Here is a 23,239-nt window from a genome sequence, read left to right as displayed (position 1 = left end):
ATGCCGGTTTCTGAAGGTATAAATCTGGCGATGATGCTATCTGAATCCGGCATCATCGATAATGCAGTGCATGAATTGATGATGCAGCAGCAGATAATTGTTGCTGCGGAATCTAATCCTGGCATCAAGTCTGCGATGAAGAAGCAGATCATGAAATGGCGTGGCCATGTGCAAAAACGGATGACTAATGTCAGTGTTGAGGAGCGCTTTCATCAGGAGATAGAACTCTACCAGCAGGTATGCCAATGGGAGGATGATCATTTCTTTAACCATGTTGATGAAGTTGTCAAACAATTAGAAGGGCATTCGGCTTTCTACTTTAAAGCTAAAACGCTGATAGAGCGGGATCATCAGAAGCACAATCCGATGTTCCAGAGTTATTTTTGCAGCCAATGGCGCAAGTATCTAACACTTGCGCTGACTGAGGCCCAACAAATTGAACTGGAACAGCATAAAGAAAAACTGTTGGCAGATTTGTACCAGCGTATCGAAACCATGCAGCATATGGAATCGGTGACGGAAGCTGGTGATGAGAAAAAAGCAGGCCGTTTATGGGATATGGCCAAGGCTAAACTGACGAAAAGTGATGTCAGCACACTTAAAGATATGGCTTACTTTCTGAAGAAGAATAGTGGCTTGAAAGAGATTGCTGAAAAGCTAGGTCGGATGGCCAATGAAGTGGATGACCCAAATAAAGAACGGGTGCGTTCTGAAGATTTGAAAATGGTCGAAGAGCAAAGCGATAACGTTACGGATGATATCGTCGGCATCCATGAAAGTGATGATTTGTCTAAATTGCTTCCGAATGAAGCCATGTTCTTGGCCTATCCTGAATTGGAAGTCGTCTTCTATAAGCACTTAGTCGATAAGCGCTTGTTGAATTATAAGGTGCAAGGTGCCCAGCGCAAACTACGCCGGGTGAAGGCGTATAAGCGTCAAACTAAACAGGTTGAACAAGATAAAGGGCCATTTATCGTCTGCATCGATGCTTCAGGCTCGATGAACGGCTTTCCTGAGCAATGCGCGAAGGCATTGGCGTACGGCTTGATGCAAATCGCTTTGGCCGAAGATAGAGACTGTTACGTCATTATGTTCTCAACGCAACAGATCACTTATGAGCTGACTAAGCAAGATGGATTGAGTGAAGTGCTTAATTTTCTCTCGTATTCATTTCATGGTGGTACTGATTTAGGACCGGTGCTTGATCAGTCAATTGAATTGATGCTGGGTGGTAAGTACAAGAATGCCGATTTGATTGTGTTGTCTGACTTTATCGCACCATCACAGCCAGATGAAATGATGAAACGAATCAATAAGCTAAAAGAAAGTCGTAATCGTTTTCATGCTGTTAATTTATCGAAGTACGGTAACCCTGAGTTAATGACTATCTTTGATCATTGCTGGTCTTATCACCCTTCAAAACTCGGGCGGTTACTGAAGTGGAAATAATGCACAAGAGTATATAATGGTACTTGGTTATAGAGTGTAAAATAGGTTTATAGTTGTCTTAGCTTAGGCGCTCATATGAGCGCCGTTTTTTTATTTATCGGCAAAGTACTTATTGAGTATCTGTTGCCATTCAGGGCTGTGCCGAATTTTAAGCAGCGCTCGGTTCAACTTCTCTCTGTGAGGACTGTTATTTTCTAACACTAAACCGTAGTTCTGCTTTTCAAATTGGTAAGGCAACACTGACAATGTTTCATATTTTCCCGATTCTTTGGCTGTTTTTATCAAATATTTTAATACGGCATCATCAGCAACGATGGCCTCTACTTGGTCATTATTGAGTGCCTCAAGTAAGTCATTGGTCGACTCAAAACTACGATGAACAATACTATGGCTGGTTAAAAATAGTGAAGAGGTTGAGTCTACTTTTGCGCCGACAGTGAGATTGGCAAGATCGTTTGGCCCTTTGATATCGCTATTTAATAAGCCTAAGGTAAAAGTACTGGCTAAAATTGCAGTGATACTGGCAATGAAAAACGTGGTTAAAATAGCCAGGATAACTGTTAATACTCTGCCTGTCAGCGTCTTGAATTCAAAATAGTTGAACGGTCCTTTAGTGATAAAAAGAAGGCCAAGGATAAACCCTTCTATCATTTGTGCTCTGTTTGAGCGCATGGAATATAATTTGTCGTTGACCTTATGTTCCAACAAGTAATAAGTGCCTCCCACAATTCCTGCAGCAATAAAGGCAATACCAAGAACGAGCCAAAGTTTTTTATTAGTAACAATATTCTTAATAGATGAAAGGTGACCTTGTTGTTTTACTGCGATGGCGAGATGGGTCTCGTAAAAGGAATGGGAAAAATCGAGAATTTCTTCTCTCTCTGGCGTAATAGAAATACAAGAAACGCCAATATTGAGCTTTTTGGTGCTGACTCGCTCCAGTAAATCACCTAATTCATGGTGGCTGAACTCGTAGTTGACGCCAAGCTCGCTTGCGATTTGTTCCCAAAGATAAATACTTAAACCCGATGGAGCATCCGTCTTGCTTTCAATCACGAAGGGAGGGCAATGGTAACTGCCTACTTTTACATTACTTTCATTCGAGGCATAGGCTGCTGCGGGACTGGTAAGCAGGTAAATGCAATACAGGAATGTTAGTAGCAAATTGTGGTGTACTGCTCTCATGGGATGGTCATACTCCAGTAGAGGACGCTAAGCCATGAGTTAAGTATAAACATCGTGACATTTTCACAAGCCTGTCATTAAAGTCGTCTACATCAGATATTGGCTTAACGCATTCGCTGTCAACTATCCTTGCCAATTCAGGGGGCTTCTACAGAGAAGTTGCTTAGTCAATGAAGTCAATGAACTATGCTTATTAACAGATTGATGGGCGTGAGTGGTGGGCTGAAATGCACGGTACCAGAGTTTTGGTCACCATGGCGAGGAGGGTGTATGAAAGTGTTGGCTATTTTAGCTGCACTTAGCATCTGGTTTTTCAGTCAGCCGGCGTTGGCGCAAAATGTGTGGGTGATTGAAATTTCCGGAGGTATAGGGCCAGCAACCAGTGATTATGTGTCACGAGAAATCGAGCAGGCGCATAAAGAGCAAGCCAGTTTCATTGTGTTAAAAGTGGATACGCCCGGAGGGCTCGATACCTCCATGCGCGATATTATCCGCGCAATTACGACATCACCTTTGCCGGTTGCAACTTGGGTTGGGCCTGCTGGCGCGCGGGCTGCAAGTGCCGGGACGTACATCTTACTGGCTAGCCATGTTGCTGCGATGGCCCCAGGGACGAACCTTGGTGCCGCAACACCGGTATCGTTGACAGCGCCCGGAGGAAAAGAACCTGATGATTCAGGTGGGAACCCATTCACGCCAAAACAAGAAAAAGAAACAGAGTCGTCTGATGGTGATAAGGCAAAATCACAAGAAGGTGATGCCGCTGACAGTGAAAAAGTGACGGCTAAAACTGCGATGGAAAAAAAAGTGATTAATGATGCCCGTGCGTATATCCGCGGTTTGGCGAAGTTGCACGGGCGGAATGAAGAATGGGCAGAAACCGCAGTCACAGAAGCGGCCAGTATCGATGCTGAAAAAGCGTTGGAGCTTAATGTGATTGATTTTCTGGCGTCGGATTTAGATAGTCTGATTACTCAGTCTAATGGGCGTACAGTTATCATTAATGGGCTTGAAGCCAAAATCGAATTAGCGAATGTTGCCTATATTGAGCGAGAGCAGGACTGGCGGTTCAAATTATTGTCAGTTATTACCAACCCTAATGTTGCCTACATTTTGATGCTCATCGGGATTTATGGCTTGTTGCTTGAGTTCTATAACCCTGGAGTTGGACTTCCTGGTGTTTTGGGGGGCATTTGCTTATTGCTGGCGATGTATTCGTTGCAGATGCTACCAGTGAGCTATGCTGGCTTAGCTTTGCTATTACTGGGGATTGCCCTCATGGTCGCAGAAGCTTTCAGTCCTAGTTTTGGCATTCTTGGGCTTGGAGGTATCGTTGCCTTTGCGCTGGGGTCAATTATGTTGATGGATACAGAAACACCCGGGTATCAAATTGCCATTCCACTGATTGTCGGTCTGACAGTGGTGTCAGCTTTGTTTACCTTTGTTATTCTGAGCTTGTTACTCAAAACAAGGCGCAAGCCTGTAACAACAGGTGTTGAAGTCTTGTTGGGGCAAGAGGCTATCGTGGTGAGCGGTTTTCCTGGCAGTGGTCGTGTGCTGGTGGATGGGGAGATTTGGCAAGCAAATTGCGATGACTCTTTAATGAAAGGTGACAGAGTCACGGTGGTGCGGGTGAACGGTCTTTGTTTGGAAGTAAATTGTCTGGAAGTAAATCAACAAACGAAATGAATCTAATGTGCTGGTATACCTAAGTGACTTCACGGTGCACGGGAATATAACCTTTTTATAAGGACCAATAATATGATCACATACTCATTAGCAACGATTATTGTACTGGTGTTTGTGCTTATTGTTAGCATGTTCAAAGTGCTTCGTGAGTACGAACGTGCCGTTGTGTTTTTACTTGGGCGTTTTTATGAAGTGAAAGGGCCTGGCCTAATCATCATTATCCCTATTATCCAACAAATGGTTCGGGTCGATCTGAGGACTATTGTTTTGGATGTGCCCACCCAGGACTTGATCACGCGCGATAACGTGTCGGTCAAAGTGAACGCCGTTGTCTATTTCCGAGTTGTGGACCCGAAAATGGCGATTAATAACGTGGAAAATTACCTCGAAGCCACCAGCCAGCTGTCCCAGACTACGCTACGTTCAGTGCTAGGCCAACATGAGTTAGATGAGTTGTTGTCGGCGCGTGAGGAGTTGAACAAAGATCTGCAAGGGATCCTAGATCAACACACGGATAACTGGGGGATAAAGGTGGCCAATGTAGAGATCAAGCATGTCGATCTGGATGACAGCATGGTTCGCGCACTTGCCCGCCAAGCAGAGGCTGAGCGTTCTCGTCGGGCTAAAGTGATCCATGCGACGGGTGAGCTTGAAGCATCTGCTAAATTACGCCAAGCAGCAGAGGTACTCAATCAGTCACCCAATGCGGTTCAGTTACGTTATATGCAGACACTAACTGAAATATCCAACGATAGAACAACGACCATAGTATTCCCAATGCCGATAGATTTGGTAGAAAGTGTCAGTGAACTCATGGCTGCAGCTAAGAAAAAAGACGATCAATAAACCGTATACCGACGTCACTTCAAAGTGCTTGGGTAGATTGTAAGCAACATAGCCGTTTGATCTCATTGCCCTTCAGAGTAGGTAGAATCCATACTCAGAGGGGCACTTATTATTCAGTTTGATAGTACTATGAACGTTGCAACATAAAGGTTTGGTACTCAAGATCCTCAAACTGGCTATCAAGCATGATGAGTCCGATTATCGTTGTGATAAGCATGGTGACAGCAAAGCCATAGCCATAGAAAATGGGGCCAAGATTGATACTAACGTGGGCTAACACAAAATTGCCTACAGCCATTAGTAAGGTGAGTGCAAGTGCTGAATAACGTTTATCCAAATAATACATGACGTTGAGTATCGCCATAACTAATACTTGAAGGCTTACACCAACAAGATCGACATACAGTAGATGTAAGTAAGCTAGATCGATATTTAGGACATTGAGAATATCTTCAGCCCACAGCATAAGTAGCGCCAGTGTTAGGCCCTGTACTTTGAATATTTCATAAATACTTTGTTGGCAAGCAAGAACCATTTTATCTTTGAGTAGATAAATTGATTCTAATGTTGCGCCTTCACGAACGGCATCGTAAAACTTGAGGCAAGCATCAGCAAAATCCGTTTCCATTCGAAGCATGAATACCGCCATACCAGGAACAATCGCTAAGTAAGCAATGAATATTGGCAGGTCATAGATATAGGATGCTCTAAAAACATCAATAACTTGGTGTGACGTTTCATCCCGGAACCAGAAGACAAACTTATCGAGCCAAACGCCTAAGTTATAAAGAAAACCACAGAGCATGAGAGAAAAGAACGTTTTCTTATGGTTCAAAAACTCAAATGAGACCAACTCATTGGCAGGGAAGTCGCGAATGACATGGTATAAAAAAGCAAAAGTTAAGATTGCTTGGCAAAAGCCAAAAATGATCATCAAACCAAGCAGGCCAAATGGCGGTAAGAATATACTTAAAATGACCATTAGGCCGTAACTGAACATCATAGTGAAAAAGATACGGTAGTATTCTTTCATACCGCTTAAGAATATGATGATAAGCCATTGGTTACACATCAATAAAAAGGAGGTAAAAATCGTTATTTTTTCTGCTGGAGTGATCGTGTCGCTGAGGGCAAGTACCGGAACACCAACTATGGCTGCAATAATACTGGTTACCAGCATTGACCCTAATAGATTCGGTACAATGCGATGATCATGTTTAGCGAACAATAAATCAGAAATAAAACGTGTAAGCAATAACTGGAATAACCCACTGATAATCAAGGAGCCAGCCATTAAGTAGGTGACAATCACCAGAAACTGTACAATCACATGGGTTGGAAAGACAATTCCGACACTGATAATACCGATTGTCAACAATGCGAGGATCGATAAAACCCACGGACCAGAGCTGATAAGCCCTGCCAAACCATACGCTTCAAGCATGGATAGCAGTGAGTTTTTTTTGAGAATTTTCCTTAATTCAAATCCGATGCCGGCCACTGATTGCCTCCTTGTATAAGCTACGATAAGCACCGTACATCATGGGTTCGTCGTAATAGCGTTTAACCCTTACTCGACCATTATCACCGGCCTCTAGCCATTTTTCAGTATCACCGAGTACGTTGATGATAGCATGAGCCCCTTCGGTTGGGCTGGCAATGGGAATGATTTCGCCTGCAGAGCCGATAGCGGCATCCTCACCTTCGGCACCATCGATAATCTCACGGCAGGCACCGACTTCCGTTGCGATGCAGGGGATACCTGCAGCCATGGCTTCGAGTAATACCAAAGGTTGAGCTTCACTGATGGAAGTAAGCATCATAACGCCAAGTTCTGGCATGATTTCAGCCACGTTTTTACTGCCCAGCATTTTGACGCTGTCTTTCAACCCCAAACTTTCGATGAGTAGTTTACACTCTCGCACATACTCCTTGTCTTCTTCTGTTGGGCCGATAATCCAACCTTCAAGCTCGGGCAGGGTTTCGATTGCTCCCCGTATGGTTCGGATAAAAGTCTTTATATCTTTAATCGGCACCACACGGCCGACGAGTCCGACGACCATTGGTGGGCTGTCTGGACGGCGTTGATAGGCCGCTTCGAAACGCTCGGTACTGATGCCATTGACAATGACTCGGGTCCTATCCGTTGGGGCACCGTCTGTATGCTGTCGCTGTCTGTTCCCTTCAAACAGCGCAATAATATGATCGGCTTGATGATAGGCAGAAAGCCCCAATTGCTCGAAAAACTGAATCCAGGTTTTACGGGTTGTATCCATGCCTTTATGCATGGAAATGTCAATTTGACTGTGATTGTCTTTAATCCAAGTTGCCTGAGAAAGGTCAATTTTCCGCTCTTTGGTATAAATACCGTGCTCGGTTAAAATGAATGGGGTTTGGGTTTTCTCTCGGCTCAACGCCCCTAGAAAACCAGCGTATCCCGTCGAGACACTATGAAAGAGCTTTGCTTTTGGTAAGCTTTGCGATACTCGGGATAGCACAAATAAGGGTTGGTATATATTGCGGTAAGTCCAAAAAAAATCGACAAAAGATTGCCTTGGCGCTGATTCCAAATACCTTTCAGTCAATACTTCCCATGACGCACGGCTGTATAGAAAATCGATGAGTGTCAATTTGTTATCGGCATCTAGAAATTCAGAGACTTCCGAGAGCAATTGACCGGGAATGGGTTCCCCTTTTTTTTCGAAATAAGAAAGAAAGCGATTCCAGATATTGAATAGTTTACTCTTACCGGGACGAGCTGACGGTTTGAGGTGACCCTTATCAGATAAAAGATAATGAACTTCAAACCCGACAACGTTATCGGGAAAGTCATAAGCGGGTTTATCATAAAAGTCGGGGTGTCCACCAAGAAAAATCAAATGGAAGCGGTATTCAGGTAAGCCACTGATAATTTGGTGAACCCAACTGGAGACACCGCCGCGAACGTACGGGTAGGTACCCTCAAGGAGAAGGCAGACATCTACCTCTTCATTGCCCTCGAAGTCAGATTTACGGTTAAACCATTTCATCCCCAATACTCCTTTATCTGACTCAGTTTATTGCCTTTCTGTTCAGGGAAGTAAGAAATATATTCTCGGGCAGTTTGGAAGTCACCGGAGATATATGACGCTTCTGCTAGGTAAGGCGCGACTTGCTTGAGTAGCAAGCCTCCGTCCATAGCTGCTTTCAACACAGGAACAGCTTCGGAGGAGCGTTTTTGTTCGAGGAGTACCCGGCCTAAAAGGAGGTTTGCTGAAGCCGATGACTTGATACTGTTGGACTGGTTGAGATAGTTTTCGGCTTGTTGCAAGTAGTGGTTACGTAAAATGCCTTCGGCAATGCCGAGATAGCACAGTTCCCAATATTGCTGTGCAATGTCAAAAGCCTTTGAAGCTGAAGGCTTGTATTCAAACTGTTTTTTAGTCAGTGAAATGAATTCGTTAATTTGTGTTTCGATGTTTTCTAGGCTTGCATAGGCAAGTAAGCGTACATCGTCGGTCAAGTCCTTTAAAGCCAGCTGCAATAGCGGGACCGCATGCTGGCGAGGTAAGTTTCGTATCGCACTGACGGCCAGTAAACGACGATCTGGGTTCTGGTTGTGCAATAGGATTTCCCTCAAGGCACCTGAACCAAATTGGGTGCCAACCACTTCGCCGGGACTCTGTGGTAACTCACTTTTTTCACATTCCTGCCAAGTGACGTTGGATTTCTCCCTTGGCAGATACAGCGCAATTAACAGCGAGCAGCTTGTACCTACCATTCCAACAAGGGGTAATAGATAGTTGAAGATAAACAGAAATGAAAAAGAACTAACGACCGGTGTTTTGTACTTCCTCGGCAGTATTAGCCAGCAGAGTAGTGAAAAACTGAGACATGACAAAGCATGGACTCCGGCTAAAACCAGCCACATATTTAGTGTCATGGTTTGGGTGGTTATGATGTAAAGGCCAGAGCTCTCAAAGGCTATGGTCTGAAGAAGTAGCCATGTCTTCATCGTATGCTCCAAGCTCATCCATTAGCTTTCTGATTTCAGCCCTATCAGTCGACATCGACAGAGGACCAAGGATATCGATGTCTTTAGCATCTTCGCCAAGTTGGTCTTTTAGCAGTTCTTGTAGCCTGACAATATATTGCTGGGCATCGTAGGCGGTTGTCAGGGGAAGCAGTACGGCAAGCGCGGCATTCCCTTGGTTCGTCCGGCAAGACCAGTAAACATCTGCCCCCCGGCGGTAACTGATGGTGTTATCGAGCACATGATGATGTCTGCCATCACTATCGATACAGACAACCACTGAGCTATCAGCACCATAATGGCGTTTGTTATAACTGGCCCGTTTAAGGTAGTCGGTAAATAAATCGCTTTGATGCGGGCGCAAAATAGGCGTAAGGATCTCGTCACTCAATAAGTCTGCGGCATAGTTGGCTACCAGTGACAGTAGCGCCACGTTCGCAGGAGTGAGCATGAAAAACTTGGCGTTTTCAGCAACGATTGCCGCTTGCAGTTCTCCTCGGGTATCCACTAGCGGGATACACAGTTGATAGCGAGATTTATGGACTTGATTCGCTTCTAGCTTCGCTGGAGAAAGTAGCTTCTTGGTCTCCAGCATATCGAGCAGCATAGGATCCGAACCCTCCAAGCAGTGGTGGTCACCTAAGGTTGACGCCGCGTGCGGGTTTATCTTGCCATGGGAGACTTGATAGATCCCTGCAACTTCCAAACCGCCAATATCTGCCATCAAGTTGAGGTACGGCTGGCCTAGGAATTCCAAGCGGTGCTCAGCATGCTTTGCGGCTATTTTGTGCAATGCGCTAATACTGGCCCGTAAGCTAACAGTTTGACCGGCGGTACGCTGTTCGAGTTGGTCATGAGAAACTTTCAGCAAATGGTAGTTTTGGGTAAAGCTATCCAGCTTCTGTGCCATGTATTGATGGTCAAGAATGTGCTTTTGGTTAATGTTGTGCCAATAATCGTGAAATTCACCTGCGACCATAGCCACCATGATGGTTCCAATTGCCAATGACAAAGGATAATAATCTAGCATACCGGACGTATTCATAATGGTTGCGAGCCCGGCTGTTGTTAGCAATGAACAGACAAAGCCTTTGGCAAAACCGTAACGTAGGGCAATGAGCATAGGACCGAATAATGGCCAAAAAAAGTTATGCTCAGTAGAGGTCGGGGCAAAAGAGTCAGACTCTACCCAAATGTAGATAGAAATGATGGCAACGAGCAGTACCTCGAACCATACATAGCTTTTATTTGAAAAACCAAGAAAGGTTTTGTTGTTGTATTTTTTATCCATATAAAGCAACCATCATCTTTGAATCGATATACATCAACCTATCGCTTTTTAATCATCATTTGTTGCGACATTCAGGCCGCTAAGCAGTTCTTCAATGACGATATGTCCAGTGCCGCTGACACTTTCGCGCCCCCAGCCGCCACGGCTTCCAGAAGCTTGCCAGTAGGTTTGACCACTTTTTGCTGACTTGACCTCAAGCGTAATACCAACAGCTGGCTCACCGTCAAGGCCACTTTTGTAATGCCACTCTTCAACAGATCCCGTGATCACAAAGTCAACAGGCTGGGTAGCCAGCCAAGCTTGGGCTTGCTTCTGTTTGGCAGAATCATCAAGAATACTTTGCAGGTCATTGACAGCTGAGGGGGGGTATTTCACCGCAACGACGCCTTTGGCAAAGAGTTGAGAGCTCAAAATCTGTTCAGCTTTTTCAGCCGCCAGAGGAGTGCTTGAATGGTTGTACATTGGCATGATGGCCCAGCGACTATCAGCAGGAAATTGATTGCTGTCAGTGACTTGATAACTACTGCAAGCACTCAGTGTTAATAGGCTGGCTAAAGTGAGTATCTTTTTCATCATGGTCTTCCTTGTAATAATTCGGTTGAGGTTAAAAGCCGTAGTAGTAACCAAGGGTGAGTTTTAACGATTCATCACCATTTCTGTCTTGGCTTTGCCAGTCTGTACTGAGGTAGACCTCATCATTGCCAAACACACGCCAACCCAAGCCTGCGCTTAAAGTGACATCAACTTGTGAACTCGTGAAGTTGTACCCAACCGAGCTATCAAGCCAATACCTTGGTGATGGAACAGTCGCGCCTGGCTGGCCCGGTTCACCGTGCCAAACACGTTGACCAATTCCTACGCGTTGGTATTTGTCTTCGATAAAATCACTGCTTGTCAGCGGGGTTGCTTCATTGTGCCAGCGGTTGATCCCGGTCAAAGGGGCATCACTGAGATTAACATCCTGCATTGTGACATCGGCGTAGATTTGCCATGCAGGATCAGCAAAGAAAAACTGCTCGGCCACTCGCAAGCTGAGATCCCAGCCTTGACCTATCTCATCGTCAAAGCGGGTAGAGAGATCGTGTAAGTTAAATTGAAATGCTAAAGACTCTCTTGCTGTGGGTTGATAAGCAAGGTTGAAGCCAAGTAAGTTATCTTGACCCGCAATATTGAGTAATTCGCTAGCCTCGATATGGCTGTTGAGGCCGAATCTGAACCCTAGGCGCAGGTAATCGTCGACAGCAAATTTGTATTCCCCCTTAAAACCAAGCCGTTGGTCACCAATGCCATCAGCTAAGTCAATGCCTAGCGCCCAATAGCTCTCGCTCATTTGGTATTGGTACTGTCCCCGCAAACGGAATTCATCATCGATATCAGTGTTGGCCAGCTGGTCAGGGGAGCCTGAACGTTGGTTATCAAGGCCAAGCCGCCAATTTCCGTGATAATGAGGAGAGTAATAATCGAGACTGGTGCGGTCGATATCCCAATGAGTGATCTGTGAATGCTGCGCTCGGATACTGTGGGTTTTCGTTGGATGCTGAAGAACATGGACACGGCGAAGTTGTTTCTCTGCTGTTTTATCGGTCATGCGGCCAACATTTTGTTGACCTTGTTGCCATGCTTCTTGGTGCTGACCAATAAATTGTAAAGCGACGTTTTCATCCGCTTTTGGCAAGTTGACTGCTTCGGCCAAAATTCCTTCAATTTCTACCCGATCTTTTTTCTGGAGCGCGAGCGAGAGTTGCTGCCAGTCTGGGATTTTATAGCGTTCAAGGGCTGTCCTCTGGTGCCAGAACAGTATTTTTTCACCGTGGCTTTGTGCCAAAAGGTCGGCAAATAGTTCACTAACGTTATTGTCTGTTGGCTTGTTTAGGGTATTTTCTTCAATCATTTGGCTAGCAATTTGTTCACCAATAAATAGCCTGATTAAGGAGCGGTAGCTAATATCGCCATCGGGCAGCGCCAGTAATTCAGTTGACTGTTTATCTAGCAGGTAACGACGTAATTGATAGGCTTTTTCACCACTCCCTTGCTGCTCAAGTAACTGGGCATAATTGAGCAAAAGAGAAGGTTCAGGATTAGTATCATTGAGTAAGAGCTGGCGATACCAAATATCTGCTTCATGGTTAAGTCCGAGTTGTTGGCTGGCACTGGCAAAAGCCAACCAAAGATCACGATTTGCTGCCAAAATAGGCTTATACCGACGGTATATTTGATCGAGTGTATCTATGTCGTTTTCATTGAGTGCAAACCATATCAAATTACCCACAGCCAACGAGTTGATGGGATCCAACTGTAAAACAGTAAAGTACAGTTGTTTGGCTTGCTCTGGTTCTCCTTGCCACTCTGCTAACAGTGCTTGATAACTGAGTATTTCGATATTCTGGTCGAATACTGAATTTTGTTTTGCAATTTCAATCAGTTCATCAAGCAACCCAGTGTCTTTGTTTTGCACTGCATACCGAAATGCGGAAAGGAGCAATTCTGGATTACGGTTTTTGTCATACAGTGAAAGCAGTTGCGTTAACTTTTCTTCGCTCAAAGGAGCCATGATAGCGATATAGCGATATATATCTAACGTCTCACTGGCTCGTGTTGCCAATTCAGATTGTGATGTAATTGATACTGTTCGGTTGTTGGTCTCCCAAGCCAATGAAGAAACGGCTTCGAGGTAGTCATTGTCAGCTTTCAACCAATCGGTTGGCTGTACCAGTGTGTTTAGAGCCAGCTTAGGCTGATTCAACATGATATGGGCATTGGATATACGCAATGCTTCAGTGACGTTGAGCGACCTTTTTTGCTGTAGCTTATTGCCATATTGGATCACGGACTCATGATCACTGCGGTAACTGTATAAGCGGGTAGTGTGGCTAAGTAGTTCAGGATCATTTGGACGTTTTGCAAGTAGAGCAAGCAGGCTCTGAAATGCCGATGATGTCCCTTCGCCTTTTTCAAGTGCGTTTAGCCAATTTGCATATTCTGCGGGATGGATATGGTTATGAGCGGCCAACGTTTTGAAAAAGCTGCCTTCACTTAATATATCACCCAGAGCTCTTGATTCATCAATACCTGCACGGATGTTTTTTGCACTCGGGTTGAGTGAGACTAACTTAATGCTGACAGCTTGTGCTTTTTCGATATCACCTTGCCAACGGTAAATCTGGTGCAGCAATACATAATCATACTGATTCGGTGTGATGGAAATTGCCTTAAGCAGTAACTGTTCGGCAAGATTGAGTTCACCGATAGCGATAGCAACCTGAGCCGTTTGACCATATAGTTCTGCGGTTGGCTCAATTGTTAATAGGTGACGAGAAAGAGCAAGCACAACATCAAGGTTAGCTATTTGCTTTGAGTGCGTTATAGCTGCTGCGAGAAAGTCTGTGTTGTTATACAGTTTCCCTCTATAACTGCTAAAAAATTGCCGGCTGAGCTGTGATTGACCGCTTCTTAGCATTAAATCAAACAGTTTTTGGGCGCTATCGAGATCTTCAAATTCACGAAATGCATCAAGTTGGACTTTCAGTGACTTATCGTAGTCCTCACTTTGTAAGGCAAGAGAAACTAACTCGTCATAAGAGGTTTCACCACTTTGCTGGTGGGGGTAGAGGTAATCGAAGCCCTTGTCCGGCATCGATAATGAAATCGCCGTATCAGCAAATTGTCGGGCAAGCTCCGCTTCAGGCACATAATCAACGACGTTAAGAAGGGATAATAACGCTTGTTGAGCGTGATGTTTTTCTTTGGGTTGGTCTTGATATGTTTGTTCTAATAATAGCGATAGATAGCGGCCGATGGCGTCCCAGTCATTATTACCATCAGTTGTTTTTAGAATAGTTTCGAGAAGAGAAGTCGCATCGGTCAGTTGTCCCATCGCAGCATAGTTTTTAGCAATTTGCTTTACGATATCGCGGTTTTTGGGGTCATCACTGTAGAGTTGCTGCAAGAATGCGAGTGATACCTCTGGAGAGGAAGAGCGTGCAATAAGCTGTATTAGCATGGATTTGGTAGGCGCAACAAGCCACAACGCCCATAAAGAGGTTGCAGTTAATACCGCAAGGGTGAATTTGTTGATCAGCCTTATCCTTGGCTTCTTATTGTTATCTCTTGCCATCGCCTATAACTAATTCCTTTGCTTTACAGCAATTGGCACTGGATCGTGCCCGTTAGTACCCCTTTTTCAGGGCTAGTTAATTCAACCTGTCCTTTTTCTCGATTATTAATGGCTATTCGAGGGCCATTAATGCGCTTACAGTTTTTGGCCCCGCTCACAACCATCTTTAATGGCATATGTGTGGAAACAGACCAATCAACGACGTTGTTACTGATTTCCCAACTTACCAGTTTACCGTTTGCACTTTCGAGGCGAAGGGCTCTGTCTGGTGTCTCAGTTGTTGTAAAGTGGGTTTTTGGCTGTTTAAGAATCATAAATCTACCATCCGGTCCTGAGTTCCACCCTGCAAACTCGTTACCATTCGGGTAACCCAATGCATTAGGTAGCCGGATACTTGCAACTCCAGTGCTTGCAATTTGCCATTGGCCTTCTAATGTTTTAGCGACACCCGTCTCATAAAGAGCGCTCGCTCTTTGGGCATATTCACTTAAGAACAATGGAGTACTTTGTTGTTCTATCGCCCAGTTATAGACTTTCTTTAAGCCGTTGAGTGATGCTGGGTATGCGCCGGAGTACATATGGTAATAAATACTAATGCTTTTTAAGCGACGTGGGCTACCTAATATTTCAAATGTTTCAACTGCACGGCTGTATCCATCGTGATGCTCAGTCCAAAGGTTGGTATAGAGGTTTTCGTTAATCACCGGTGCATAGACTTGAACGGCGGAAGGGTACCAAGCGATAGTGGGAGATACTTGGGTGAAATTGCTGTTGCCGCGTACAACATAGGTGTTGCCGCCATTTACATTCAGGACATTCGCTTGTTCCGCAATCGCCAATATCTCTTCTGTTGGATCGGCTCTGCCTGACCATAAAATCAGCTCTGCTCTTTTGTTTGTTGGGGCGAGCTCTTTGTTTATGTAGTTAATAGAACCCAAAATTTCGTTGTAGTAATCAACGGTATAATTTGGGATAGGTAGATTGTCACCGTATTGTTTAGTTTGGATATTGGCTGAAAAATCCCAGAAGAATGGGTGACTAAATGTATGAGAAGCGATTTCGACATTGGGTAAACGGAAAATTTCGCGCGCGATGGCTTCCATTTTGTCACTTTGCTCCGGGTATAGGCCACGTTTTCCCACTTCACCTTCAATCACGGAGACAGTTTGTGGGATGTCGTATTGTTTGAAGATATAGTCATTGAGTACTTCAGCCGTATATGGCTTGCCTGGGAACCATGCTTTGGAGGGAAAACCATCGCCATCGACGTGGCTGGTTAAAATCCGCAACCCTGATTCCGTTGTTGCGTCTGCCGCAGGAATTACCGGGAGGGGAAATATTTCGTTAATGAGCCTGAAAGGGTCCAGAATCCAAGTTTCAGTGTCGTTGGCAAGAGCCATAACGGGGAAAGGAGATAATACGGCACCTCCCCACGGTGCTTTGAATAGGGTTGTTGTGGTTTGGCCATTCTCGTTACTAAAGGTTATTTCACTGCTGACGCCGATTTGCGTTGGTTGCCAAAGCGTGTGCTTTTCAAATTGGCTAAATGAAGCGGGGTAAAACTGCTGAGTCCAGTTTTGGCCTTGCTGTTGGGTGATGTTGCCCGATATCTCACCTTTATCAGCAATGCCCAGTTTGGCTAGAATCGCTTGGTTAGTAGGTAGTGCATTGAGGAATAGAATAGGGCGCTTTCCGATTAACGAGTTTACCCAAGCTTGCAAGTTGGGTACTTGTTGGTAGCTTGTTTCTTCTAGCCAAAAAAAGAAGCCAGCATAGCGACTGATATCAATATTACTGAAGTTGGTGGTGCGAATATCCAAGCACTCGGGTACATAACCGTAATATTCGATCGGCATTGACATCATTCGATGACACTTTGACGTAACCATGCGGCCAAATTGACTGTCATAAAAACCGAGAACTCGCTTAGCGATAGGTTCAATTGTGCTGACACCGAACTCATACAGGAGACCATCACTGATATATGGGGTATAACCTTCGCTGATCAGGCGTTTGGCGGCACGCTTCTGGGCATCTCGGTCACTGGCTGGTAAATAGTCGATGACAATGGCCTCAACCCCTGCCTGTTTGACGTTTTCAAGTTTGCTTGTTAACCATCGGCGGTCAGATTCTGGAACTAATTGGTAGCTATCTGATAACGGGTCGTAGCTGTTATACATTGACTCGGCAACCAATGCATAGGGCTTAAAGCTAAGTTGGTCAAAGACCTCAAACCCTCGATTTAAAATCAGTAGCGGACTGGTAGGGAGTGCATTTAACGCCTCAAGGATGCTGACAAGGGCAGACTGTTGTTTGTTGACTTGCTTACTTGATTTAGCAAAAAGGGTATAGCTATCAAGTGTGTCAAGGAATATGCCATCAAATCCGCGAGCGGTAAGAGCTCGGGCTTGCTGGGTGAGGTACTCTCGCCATGTTATTGCCGATAAATCCATGACATGGCTTGACCAATTTGGGTTGATAAGGGGAGATAGCCCCTTAAGATTATTGGGTAATACCTCTCCATCGTATTCACCAACACTGAGATAGGCGAATACTTGTGTCTCTGCTTTTTGTAGGGTTTCAATTTGCTTGTCGGTAATTAAGCCTGGGGTGACGACAACACGGTCGTAGTTGATAAGCTCTCGGACTGAGTCAATTTGGTTATAATAAAAAGCAACGGACTGGCCTGCCTGTACTAAATGAGTAGGCAGTAGAAAAACGGCAATGATCAACAATGTGCGCTTGAAAATGTCCATGTGCAACCTCTTCCCTTAGTCGCTCAATCCTTAAAGGCTTTGTTAATACCTTATATGTAATAATAAAGTTAAGATAATGAAAATGTACAGTTTTCATTGATATTGTCACGAAATTATTCAGACCTAGGCGGTGTATATTTAGCTTTTGTCAGGTTTTTAGTTCAAAAAACAACCAAGCTAAAGGGGGCGACGGTTCCAAGGTCGGTCAGATTCAAGTAGGATACATCTCTTTTTGGCTTCAGGCCGAGCAATACTCTATAAAGAAAGCGATATGGCACAAAAACATAAGCAGAAAGCGCCGAGTAAGGGGCTGCACCCACGAAACCCTCACCGAGCCCGTTATGATTTTGACAAGCTAATTCAAAGCTGTCCGGAATTATCACCGTTTGTAGAGAAGAATCCCTATGGTGATTTATCGGTCAACTTTAGTGACCCCGACGCTGTCAAAATGCTGAACCGTGCATTGCTTAGTCATTTTTATTCGGTTCCTTATTGGGATATTCCAACTGGCTTTCTTTGTCCGCCGATCCCTGGAAGGGCTGACTACTTGCATTATATAGCTGACTTACTGGCTGATTCTAATGGTGGCAAGATCCCAAAAGGAAAGGCCATTAAAGGTATTGATATTGGAGCCGGTGCGAACTGTGTGTATCCGATCATCGGCCATCGTGTTTATGGTTGGCAGTTTATGGCAGCAGATATTGATCCAATTTCGATCAAATCTGCCAAGTTTATCGTTGATTCTAATCCTTCGCTTAAAGGCGGGATTCAATGCCGGTTGCAGAAAAACCCAGACCATATCTTTACCGGTATGATTAATGAAAACGATTTGTTTGATTTTACGTTATGTAATCCTCCGTTCCATGGTTCTTTAGAAGAGGCCATGGCAGGAAGTGCGCGTAAGGTCAAAAACCTCGCAGCCAATTCTCAAAAGAAACGCTCCCAACAATCGTCACATGCAATGAAAGGGAAAAAGCCTGTTCTTAATTTTGGTGGGCAAAAGGCGGAGTTATGGTGTCCAGGTGGAGAAGCTGCTTTTATTAAGCGTATGATTGATCAGAGTGTGGATAAGGCCAGTCAGTGTTTTTGGTTTACCACATTGGTGTCGAAAAAAGACAACCTATCTGTGATTTATAAGCAGCTTAAAAAGGTCGGAGCGACAGAGGTCAAAACGATCGATATGGCACAGGGACAAAAATTAACCCGGGTTGTAGCATGGACCTTTCTGTCTACTGAACAGCAGGAACTCTGGCGTAAAACCCGTTGGTCTAAGTAGCTTGACTATACCAGGTGACGGTATACCCCAAATAACTAAAAGCTGTTTGGGTGCTATTGGGGTATCCCTTTTAGTTGTGCACTACATGTTTGGATAATTAGGCCCACCGCCGCCTTCTGGGGGTGCCCAGGTAATATTTTGGGAGGGGTCTTTTATATCACAGGTCTTACAGTGTACGCAGTTGGCGGCGTTGATTTGAAATACCGCTTTACCTTCTTTTTCCACTACCTCGTAAACACCGGCAGGACAATACCTTTGACTTGGTTCATCATAACGCTCGAGATGAAAATTAATGGGTATAGAGTCGTCAGACAAATGTAAATGACACGGTTGGTTTTCCTCATGCTGTGTGCCAGATAGGAAAACTGAAGAGGCCTTATCGAAACTCAGTATGCCATCAGGCTTTGGGTAACTGATCGGCTGGTGGCTGGCTATGGGCTCAAGGCATTCATGATCCGGTTTACTGTCTTCCAGTGTCCATCTAAAGGATTTTCGAAACCATTTCTGTTCGATTGAAGCCAAAGTGCCACCGATCACCGTACCAAAGCGATGGATCTCCGCCCCGAAGTTTCGCGACTCATGAAGCTCGTTATACAACCAAGATTGGTTAAAGATCTTATCGTAGCCCGGCGTGGTTTCATGAAAACCTTGTTCTAGTTCATGAAAGACGGCTTCCGCAGCAATCATGCCAGATTTCATACCGGTATGGCTGCCTTTTATCTTCGCCATATTCAGTGTGCCAGCATCACAGCCAATTAACAGCCCGCCCGGAAATTGTTGCCGTGGTAGGGATGACAGTCCGCCTTTGGTTATTGCTCTGGCACCATAAGCGATACGTTGTCCACCGGCTAAATGCTGGGTAAACAATGGGTGATGCTTTAATTGCTGAAATTCATCAAAGGGGCTTAAGTAGGGGTTGTGATAGTTCAGGTCGATAATCAACCCGACTGCGACTTGATTGTTTTCAAGGTGGTATAGAAAACTACCGCCGTTAGTGCCTGTTTGGCTCAAGGGCCAACCCACGCCGTGGATAACATGACCGGGTCGGTGGTGTTCAGGTGGGATCTCCCATAATTCTTTTATTCCCAGGGCGTAATGTTGAGGTTGCTTACCGTGGTCGAGATGGAACCGCTCAATGAGCTGTTTGCCCAAATGCCCCCGAGCCCCTTCGGCAAAAATTGTGTACTTTGCTTTTAACTCAATTCCGGGCTCGAAAGTGGCTTTTTGCTCTCCTTGCTTATCAAGCCCCATATCTTTGGTGATCACACCCGACACCATACCTTGGCTGTTATAGAGTATTTCGTTGGCAGGGAAGCCGGGAAAGATTTCGACACCTAACTCCTCTGCCTGTTTTGCCAGCCAACGGCAGAGGTTTCCCAAACTAATAACAAAGTTGTCTATATTCTGTAAGGTTTCAGGTATCAGTGATTCAGCAACAGTAATGTAGTTGAATTCATTGGTGATATAACAAAACTTATCGTCGGACACTGCTGTATGTAACGGTGCCTCCATGCGCTCCCAATCTGGAAAGAGCTCATCCAATGCTTTGTGCTCGAACAGGGCGCCCGAGAGAATATGGCTGCCGATTTCAGCGCCTTTTTCTACAACACAAACTGACAAAGGATGATCATTCTCACTGGCAAGTTGCATCAGGCGACAGGCTGCAGATAATCCGGCAGGGCCAGCTCCAACAATGACAACATCAAACGACATGCTTTCTCTTTGCTGCTCTGAACTCATGCTTCAATCCCTAACTGAATCTCGCTTGGTTAAAATATAGTCCAGTTGACGTAAACGTAAACTCAACTAGGCTCAAAGAATACAACAATTGCAGGGCCTAACCGCCTTGGTTTGATAAGGAAGTGCCTGTGAAAGTGTATGTTGCGATTAAGCGCGTCATTGATCCTTACGTTAAAGTGAGGGTGAAAAGTGATGGCTCAGGTGTTGAAACTGCCAACGTCAAAATGTCCATGAACCCCTTCTGTGAAATTGCCGTAGAGGAAGCGATTCGCCTCCGTGAGGCGGGCTATGCAGATGAAGTCGTCGTAGTTTCTGCTGGCGAGGTCAGTTGCCAAGAGCAACTAAGAACTGCGCTAGCGTTGGGGGCTGACAGAGCAATACATATTAAAACCGATGCCGTGATTGAGCCTTTGTCCGTTGCGAAGCTATTAGCTGCGTTGGTCAAACAAGACCAACCCGAGTTAGTTATATTAGGTAAGCAGTCGATAGATACCGACAATAATCAGGTTGCACAAATGCTTGCTGCTTTGTTGGGCTACCCGCAGGGGACTTTTGCTTCAAGTGTCACGATTGAAAGTGACGGTGTCACTGCTGGGGGCCAACGAGCAATTAGCGTGACCCGAGAAGTCGACGGTGGTCTTGAAACGTTATGCTTGGCCCTGCCTGCGATATTAAGTACTGATTTACGATTGAATGACCCTCGTTATGCAACGCTCCCCAATATCATGAAAGCAAAGAAAAAAACGCTTGATGTCATTACCCCGGAAGCCCTGGGGGTAACGATAAAAAACCATCAAGAAGTTATCGAGATAATGGCGCCAATGCAGAGAGCGGGCGGCGTAAAAGTTGCCTCAGTTACCGAGCTTGTCGATAAACTTAAAAACAGTGCAAAGGTGATCTGATGACGGTTTTAGTAATTGCAGAGCATGATAATCATCGTCTGGGTGGGGATACACTTAAGTCTGTCGGGGCTGTATCCGCTTTATCGTTAGATATTGACGTATTGGTTATTGGATACCGATGCCAGTCGGTGGCCGAACAAGCATCCACCATTGAAGGTATCCGTCGAGTTATTGTTGCTGATATGCCTGAATACGAGTATCAGTTAGCTGAAAATAGCGCATTGTTGATCACCGAACTTGCTACGGACTATAGCCATATTGTCGCGCCGGCAAGTACATTTGGTAAAAACCTGCTGCCCCGGGTCGCAGCACTACTGGATGTGGGGATGCTTTCTGATGTTGTGACGATTGAGAGTGAAGACACCGTTATCAGGCCTATATATGCAGGTAATGCATTGGCGAGGGTGCGCAGTTGTGATAGTAAAAAATTGATGACCCTTCGTAGTTCGGCATTTGATGCAGCTTCATTGGTGGATACGCAAGCGGAACAAAAAGCGGTAGGGATCTCTATTGGTAATGACTTAAGTGAATTTGTTGAGAGACAAGCATCTGAAAGTGTCAGGCCAGAACTAACAGCAGCTCGTGTTGTTGTCTCAGGAGGCAGGGCGCTTGGTAGTAAAGAGAATTTTGCGTTAATAGAACAGCTCGCAGATAAACTTGATGGTGCAATCGGGGCCTCAAGGGCTGCGGTGGATGCTGGATTTATCTCTAATGATTATCAGGTCGGACAAACTGGTAAAATTGTTGCCCCTGAGTTATACATCGCAGTGGGTATTTCTGGCGCTATTCAGCATCTTGCAGGGATGAAAGATGCCAAGGTCATTGTTGCTATTAATAACGACCCCGAAGCGCCAATTTTTGAAATTGCAGACTATGGATTGGTCGGCGACCTGTTTGAGATTTTACCAGAGCTCATTGACTCGGTTTAACCTTATATTTATCACCAACCACGCTAATCAATAATCTTCCAGCCGTGCAACTCAGCCATGTGGGTTAGCGCGGCCATGTCTTTCTTCTCTTCTTGGATCATCCAATTGATAAATCGAGTGACGGTGTCACCTTTGCTGACGGTTTGATAGTAATATTGCCAAGTACTATTGGTAACGATAGTCGCTGATTCCGGTAGCTTTAAATAGCCTTGCTGGAGCTCATGTACGACAAGCATCAGGTCGGTAATTGTCACCCCTTGGCCAGCAAAGCAGGAGGTTAAAGCCATATCTAGCGTGTTGAACGTTAATCCGTTTTTATTGACTTGCTCTGAGCGGTTGTTACGAGTGAGCCATTCTCGCCAGTCACATTGGTCTGGTGTAGGGTGCAATCGCGGATAGTTGGCAATGAGATCATCGACAGAGATTGCCTGCTCAGTTTTGGTCAACAGCTCTGAATATACTGGGGCTAAGTATTCTTTTCTGAAAAAAGTCGGCATGTTGCTACTTTTGCTGATCTCAGGGACGTTATATATCGCTATATCGCAGTCATCCTCCTCTAATTGCAATAGCTCATTGCTGTGCCCCATACTCGATGACAAGATAATATTGACATCCGGGTTGAGTGATTTAAAGGAATGCAAACGCGGGATAAGCCAACGCACAGCAAAACTCATTGCGACCTGTACCCTCAACGTGCCAGTTTCTTTGGCTTTTAATTGAAGGATAGACTGGTTCAATTCGCTGTATTGCCGGGTGAGTAATAACGCGAGCTCCTTCCCTTGCAGAGAAAGCTCTAGCGAGCGGTGGTGGCGAATAAACAGTGAAAACCCTAGTTGGTCTTCTAACTGCCTGATTTGTCTGCTCACCGCACTTTGAGTCACATTCAGTTCGTCTGCTGCAGTCGTAAAGCTCAAGTGGCGTGCTGATGCTTCGAAAACCCTTAATCCGTTTAAAGATGATGGTAGTAGGCTATGCCTTTTTTTCATTATCTGTCCCATTAGCGTAAATCGAACCGGTTGAATTTCACTCGCATGAGTTTTATGAATGTAA

General features: G+C 45.0%; 16 protein-coding genes. 6 read left to right on the top strand and 10 right to left on the bottom strand.

Annotated features, from left to right (window positions below):
* Positions 1-1,449, top strand: coding sequence for an ATPase RavA stimulator ViaA (gene viaA / locus L4D79_RS03480; RefSeq protein WP_428647420.1), 1,449 nt, complete (start codon positions 1-3; stop codon positions 1,447-1,449).
* Positions 1,450-1,539: 90 nt separating this feature from the next.
* Here viaA and L4D79_RS03475 read toward each other — a convergent pair whose 3' ends face one another.
* Positions 1,540-2,634, bottom strand: coding sequence for a transporter substrate-binding domain-containing protein (locus L4D79_RS03475; protein WP_428647418.1), 1,095 nt, complete (start codon positions 2,632-2,634; stop codon positions 1,540-1,542).
* 270 nt (positions 2,635-2,904) lie between these two features.
* Here L4D79_RS03475 and L4D79_RS03470 point away from each other — a divergent pair, with 270 nt between their 5' ends.
* Together L4D79_RS03470 and L4D79_RS03465 are read left to right on the top strand one after the other, a co-directional pair.
* The gene (locus tag L4D79_RS03470) at positions 2,905-4,323 is read left to right on the top strand and encodes an NfeD family protein (RefSeq protein ID WP_428647416.1); all 1,419 of its coding nucleotides are present in this window, start codon (positions 2,905-2,907) and stop codon (positions 4,321-4,323) included.
* Positions 4,324-4,395: 72 nt separating this feature from the next.
* On the top strand, positions 4,396-5,169 hold the full coding sequence (locus L4D79_RS03465; RefSeq protein ID WP_428647413.1) for a slipin family protein: 774 nt from the start codon (positions 4,396-4,398) through the stop codon (positions 5,167-5,169).
* 127 nt (positions 5,170-5,296) lie between these two features.
* Here L4D79_RS03465 and pelG read toward each other — a convergent pair whose 3' ends face one another.
* Genes pelG through L4D79_RS03430 form a run of 7 tightly spaced genes read right to left on the bottom strand, consistent with a single transcriptional unit; the run spans position 5,297 to position 17,342 of the window.
* Positions 5,297-6,670, bottom strand: a complete 1,374-nt coding sequence (gene pelG / locus L4D79_RS03460; protein WP_428647410.1) for an exopolysaccharide Pel transporter PelG — start codon at positions 6,668-6,670, stop codon at positions 5,297-5,299.
* Positions 6,651-8,198, bottom strand: coding sequence for a GT4 family glycosyltransferase PelF (gene pelF, locus L4D79_RS03455; RefSeq protein ID WP_428647408.1), 1,548 nt, complete (start codon positions 8,196-8,198; stop codon positions 6,651-6,653). Before pelF ends, pelG begins: the two co-directional genes overlap by 20 nt.
* The gene (locus tag L4D79_RS03450) at positions 8,195-9,163 is read right to left on the bottom strand and encodes a HEAT repeat domain-containing protein (protein ID WP_428647405.1); all 969 of its coding nucleotides are present in this window, start codon (positions 9,161-9,163) and stop codon (positions 8,195-8,197) included. Before L4D79_RS03450 ends, pelF begins: the two co-directional genes overlap by 4 nt.
* Positions 9,126-10,472, bottom strand: a complete 1,347-nt coding sequence (locus L4D79_RS03445) for a PelD GGDEF domain-containing protein (protein ID WP_428647402.1) — start codon at positions 10,470-10,472, stop codon at positions 9,126-9,128. Before L4D79_RS03445 ends, L4D79_RS03450 begins: the two co-directional genes overlap by 38 nt.
* 48 nt (positions 10,473-10,520) lie before the next feature.
* The gene (locus L4D79_RS03440; protein ID WP_428647400.1) at positions 10,521-11,045 is read right to left on the bottom strand and encodes a hypothetical protein; all 525 of its coding nucleotides are present in this window, start codon (positions 11,043-11,045) and stop codon (positions 10,521-10,523) included.
* A 31-nt stretch (positions 11,046-11,076) separates the two neighbouring features.
* A complete protein-coding gene (locus tag L4D79_RS03435; RefSeq protein ID WP_428647397.1) occupies positions 11,077-14,586 on the bottom strand; it encodes a tetratricopeptide repeat protein in 3,510 nt (1,169 codons plus the stop codon).
* A 23-nt stretch (positions 14,587-14,609) separates the two neighbouring features.
* On the bottom strand, positions 14,610-17,342 hold the full coding sequence (locus L4D79_RS03430) for an endo alpha-1,4 polygalactosaminidase (protein WP_428647394.1): 2,733 nt from the start codon (positions 17,340-17,342) through the stop codon (positions 14,610-14,612).
* A gap of 271 nt (positions 17,343-17,613) precedes the next feature.
* Between L4D79_RS03430 and rlmF the strand changes: the two genes are divergently transcribed.
* Positions 17,614-18,618: a 23S rRNA (adenine(1618)-N(6))-methyltransferase RlmF gene (gene rlmF / locus L4D79_RS03425; protein WP_428647392.1), complete on the top strand. Its 1,005-nt coding sequence runs from the start codon at positions 17,614-17,616 to the stop codon at positions 18,616-18,618.
* An 81-nt stretch (positions 18,619-18,699) separates the two neighbouring features.
* On the opposite strand, the gene L4D79_RS03420 is transcribed toward rlmF, so the two are convergent.
* Positions 18,700-20,331, bottom strand: coding sequence for an electron transfer flavoprotein-ubiquinone oxidoreductase (locus L4D79_RS03420; protein ID WP_428651687.1), 1,632 nt, complete (start codon positions 20,329-20,331; stop codon positions 18,700-18,702).
* A gap of 155 nt (positions 20,332-20,486) precedes the next feature.
* Between L4D79_RS03420 and L4D79_RS03415 the strand changes: the two genes are divergently transcribed.
* Complete coding sequence (locus L4D79_RS03415; protein ID WP_428647390.1) at positions 20,487-21,260, top strand: electron transfer flavoprotein subunit beta/FixA family protein; 774 nt, start codon at positions 20,487-20,489, stop codon at positions 21,258-21,260.
* A complete protein-coding gene (locus L4D79_RS03410; protein WP_428647387.1) occupies positions 21,260-22,189 on the top strand; it encodes an electron transfer flavoprotein subunit alpha/FixB family protein in 930 nt (309 codons plus the stop codon). Before L4D79_RS03415 ends, L4D79_RS03410 begins: the two co-directional genes overlap by 1 nt.
* Positions 22,190-22,212: 23 nt before the next feature.
* Here L4D79_RS03410 and L4D79_RS03405 read toward each other — a convergent pair whose 3' ends face one another.
* Positions 22,213-23,175 carry a LysR family transcriptional regulator gene (locus tag L4D79_RS03405; RefSeq protein WP_428647384.1) on the bottom strand — a complete coding sequence of 321 codons (963 nt, stop codon included), beginning with the start codon at positions 23,173-23,175 and terminating at the stop codon, positions 22,213-22,215.
* Positions 23,176-23,239: the final 64 nt, after the last annotated feature.

Origin of the sequence: Photobacterium satsumensis (genome assembly GCF_050336935.1) — a bacterium.
Lineage (GTDB): Bacteria > Pseudomonadota > Gammaproteobacteria > Enterobacterales > Vibrionaceae > Photobacterium > Photobacterium satsumensis.
This window is presented reverse-complemented; position numbering and strand designations above follow the sequence as displayed.

Bases quoted from the DNA above. Each gene is read 5' to 3' on its own strand.
- L4D79_RS03430 (WP_428647394.1), bottom strand. From the start codon at position 17,342: ATGGACATTTTCAAGCGCACATTGTTGATCATTGCCGTTTTTCTACTG.
- L4D79_RS03445 (WP_428647402.1), bottom strand. From the start codon at position 10,472: ATGGATAAAAAATACAACAACAAAACCTTTCTTGGTTTTTCAAATAAA.
- L4D79_RS03465 (WP_428647413.1), top strand. From the start codon at position 4,396: ATGATCACATACTCATTAGCAACGATTATTGTACTGGTGTTTGTGCTT.
- L4D79_RS03470 (WP_428647416.1), top strand. From the start codon at position 2,905: ATGAAAGTGTTGGCTATTTTAGCTGCACTTAGCATCTGGTTTTTCAGT.
- L4D79_RS03405 (WP_428647384.1), bottom strand. From the start codon at position 23,175: ATGAAAAAAAGGCATAGCCTACTACCATCATCTTTAAACGGATTAAGG.
- rlmF (WP_428647392.1), top strand. From the start codon at position 17,614: ATGGCACAAAAACATAAGCAGAAAGCGCCGAGTAAGGGGCTGCACCCA.
- L4D79_RS03420 (WP_428651687.1), bottom strand. From the start codon at position 20,331: ATGTCGTTTGATGTTGTCATTGTTGGAGCTGGCCCTGCCGGATTATCT.
- L4D79_RS03410 (WP_428647387.1), top strand. From the start codon at position 21,260: ATGACGGTTTTAGTAATTGCAGAGCATGATAATCATCGTCTGGGTGGG.
- viaA (WP_428647420.1), top strand. From the start codon at position 1: ATGCCGGTTTCTGAAGGTATAAATCTGGCGATGATGCTATCTGAATCC.
- L4D79_RS03450 (WP_428647405.1), bottom strand. From the start codon at position 9,163: ATGAAGACATGGCTACTTCTTCAGACCATAGCCTTTGAGAGCTCTGGC.
- L4D79_RS03435 (WP_428647397.1), bottom strand. From the start codon at position 14,586: ATGGCAAGAGATAACAATAAGAAGCCAAGGATAAGGCTGATCAACAAA.
- pelF (WP_428647408.1), bottom strand. From the start codon at position 8,198: ATGAAATGGTTTAACCGTAAATCTGACTTCGAGGGCAATGAAGAGGTA.
- L4D79_RS03475 (WP_428647418.1), bottom strand. From the start codon at position 2,634: ATGAGAGCAGTACACCACAATTTGCTACTAACATTCCTGTATTGCATT.
- L4D79_RS03440 (WP_428647400.1), bottom strand. From the start codon at position 11,045: ATGAAAAAGATACTCACTTTAGCCAGCCTATTAACACTGAGTGCTTGC.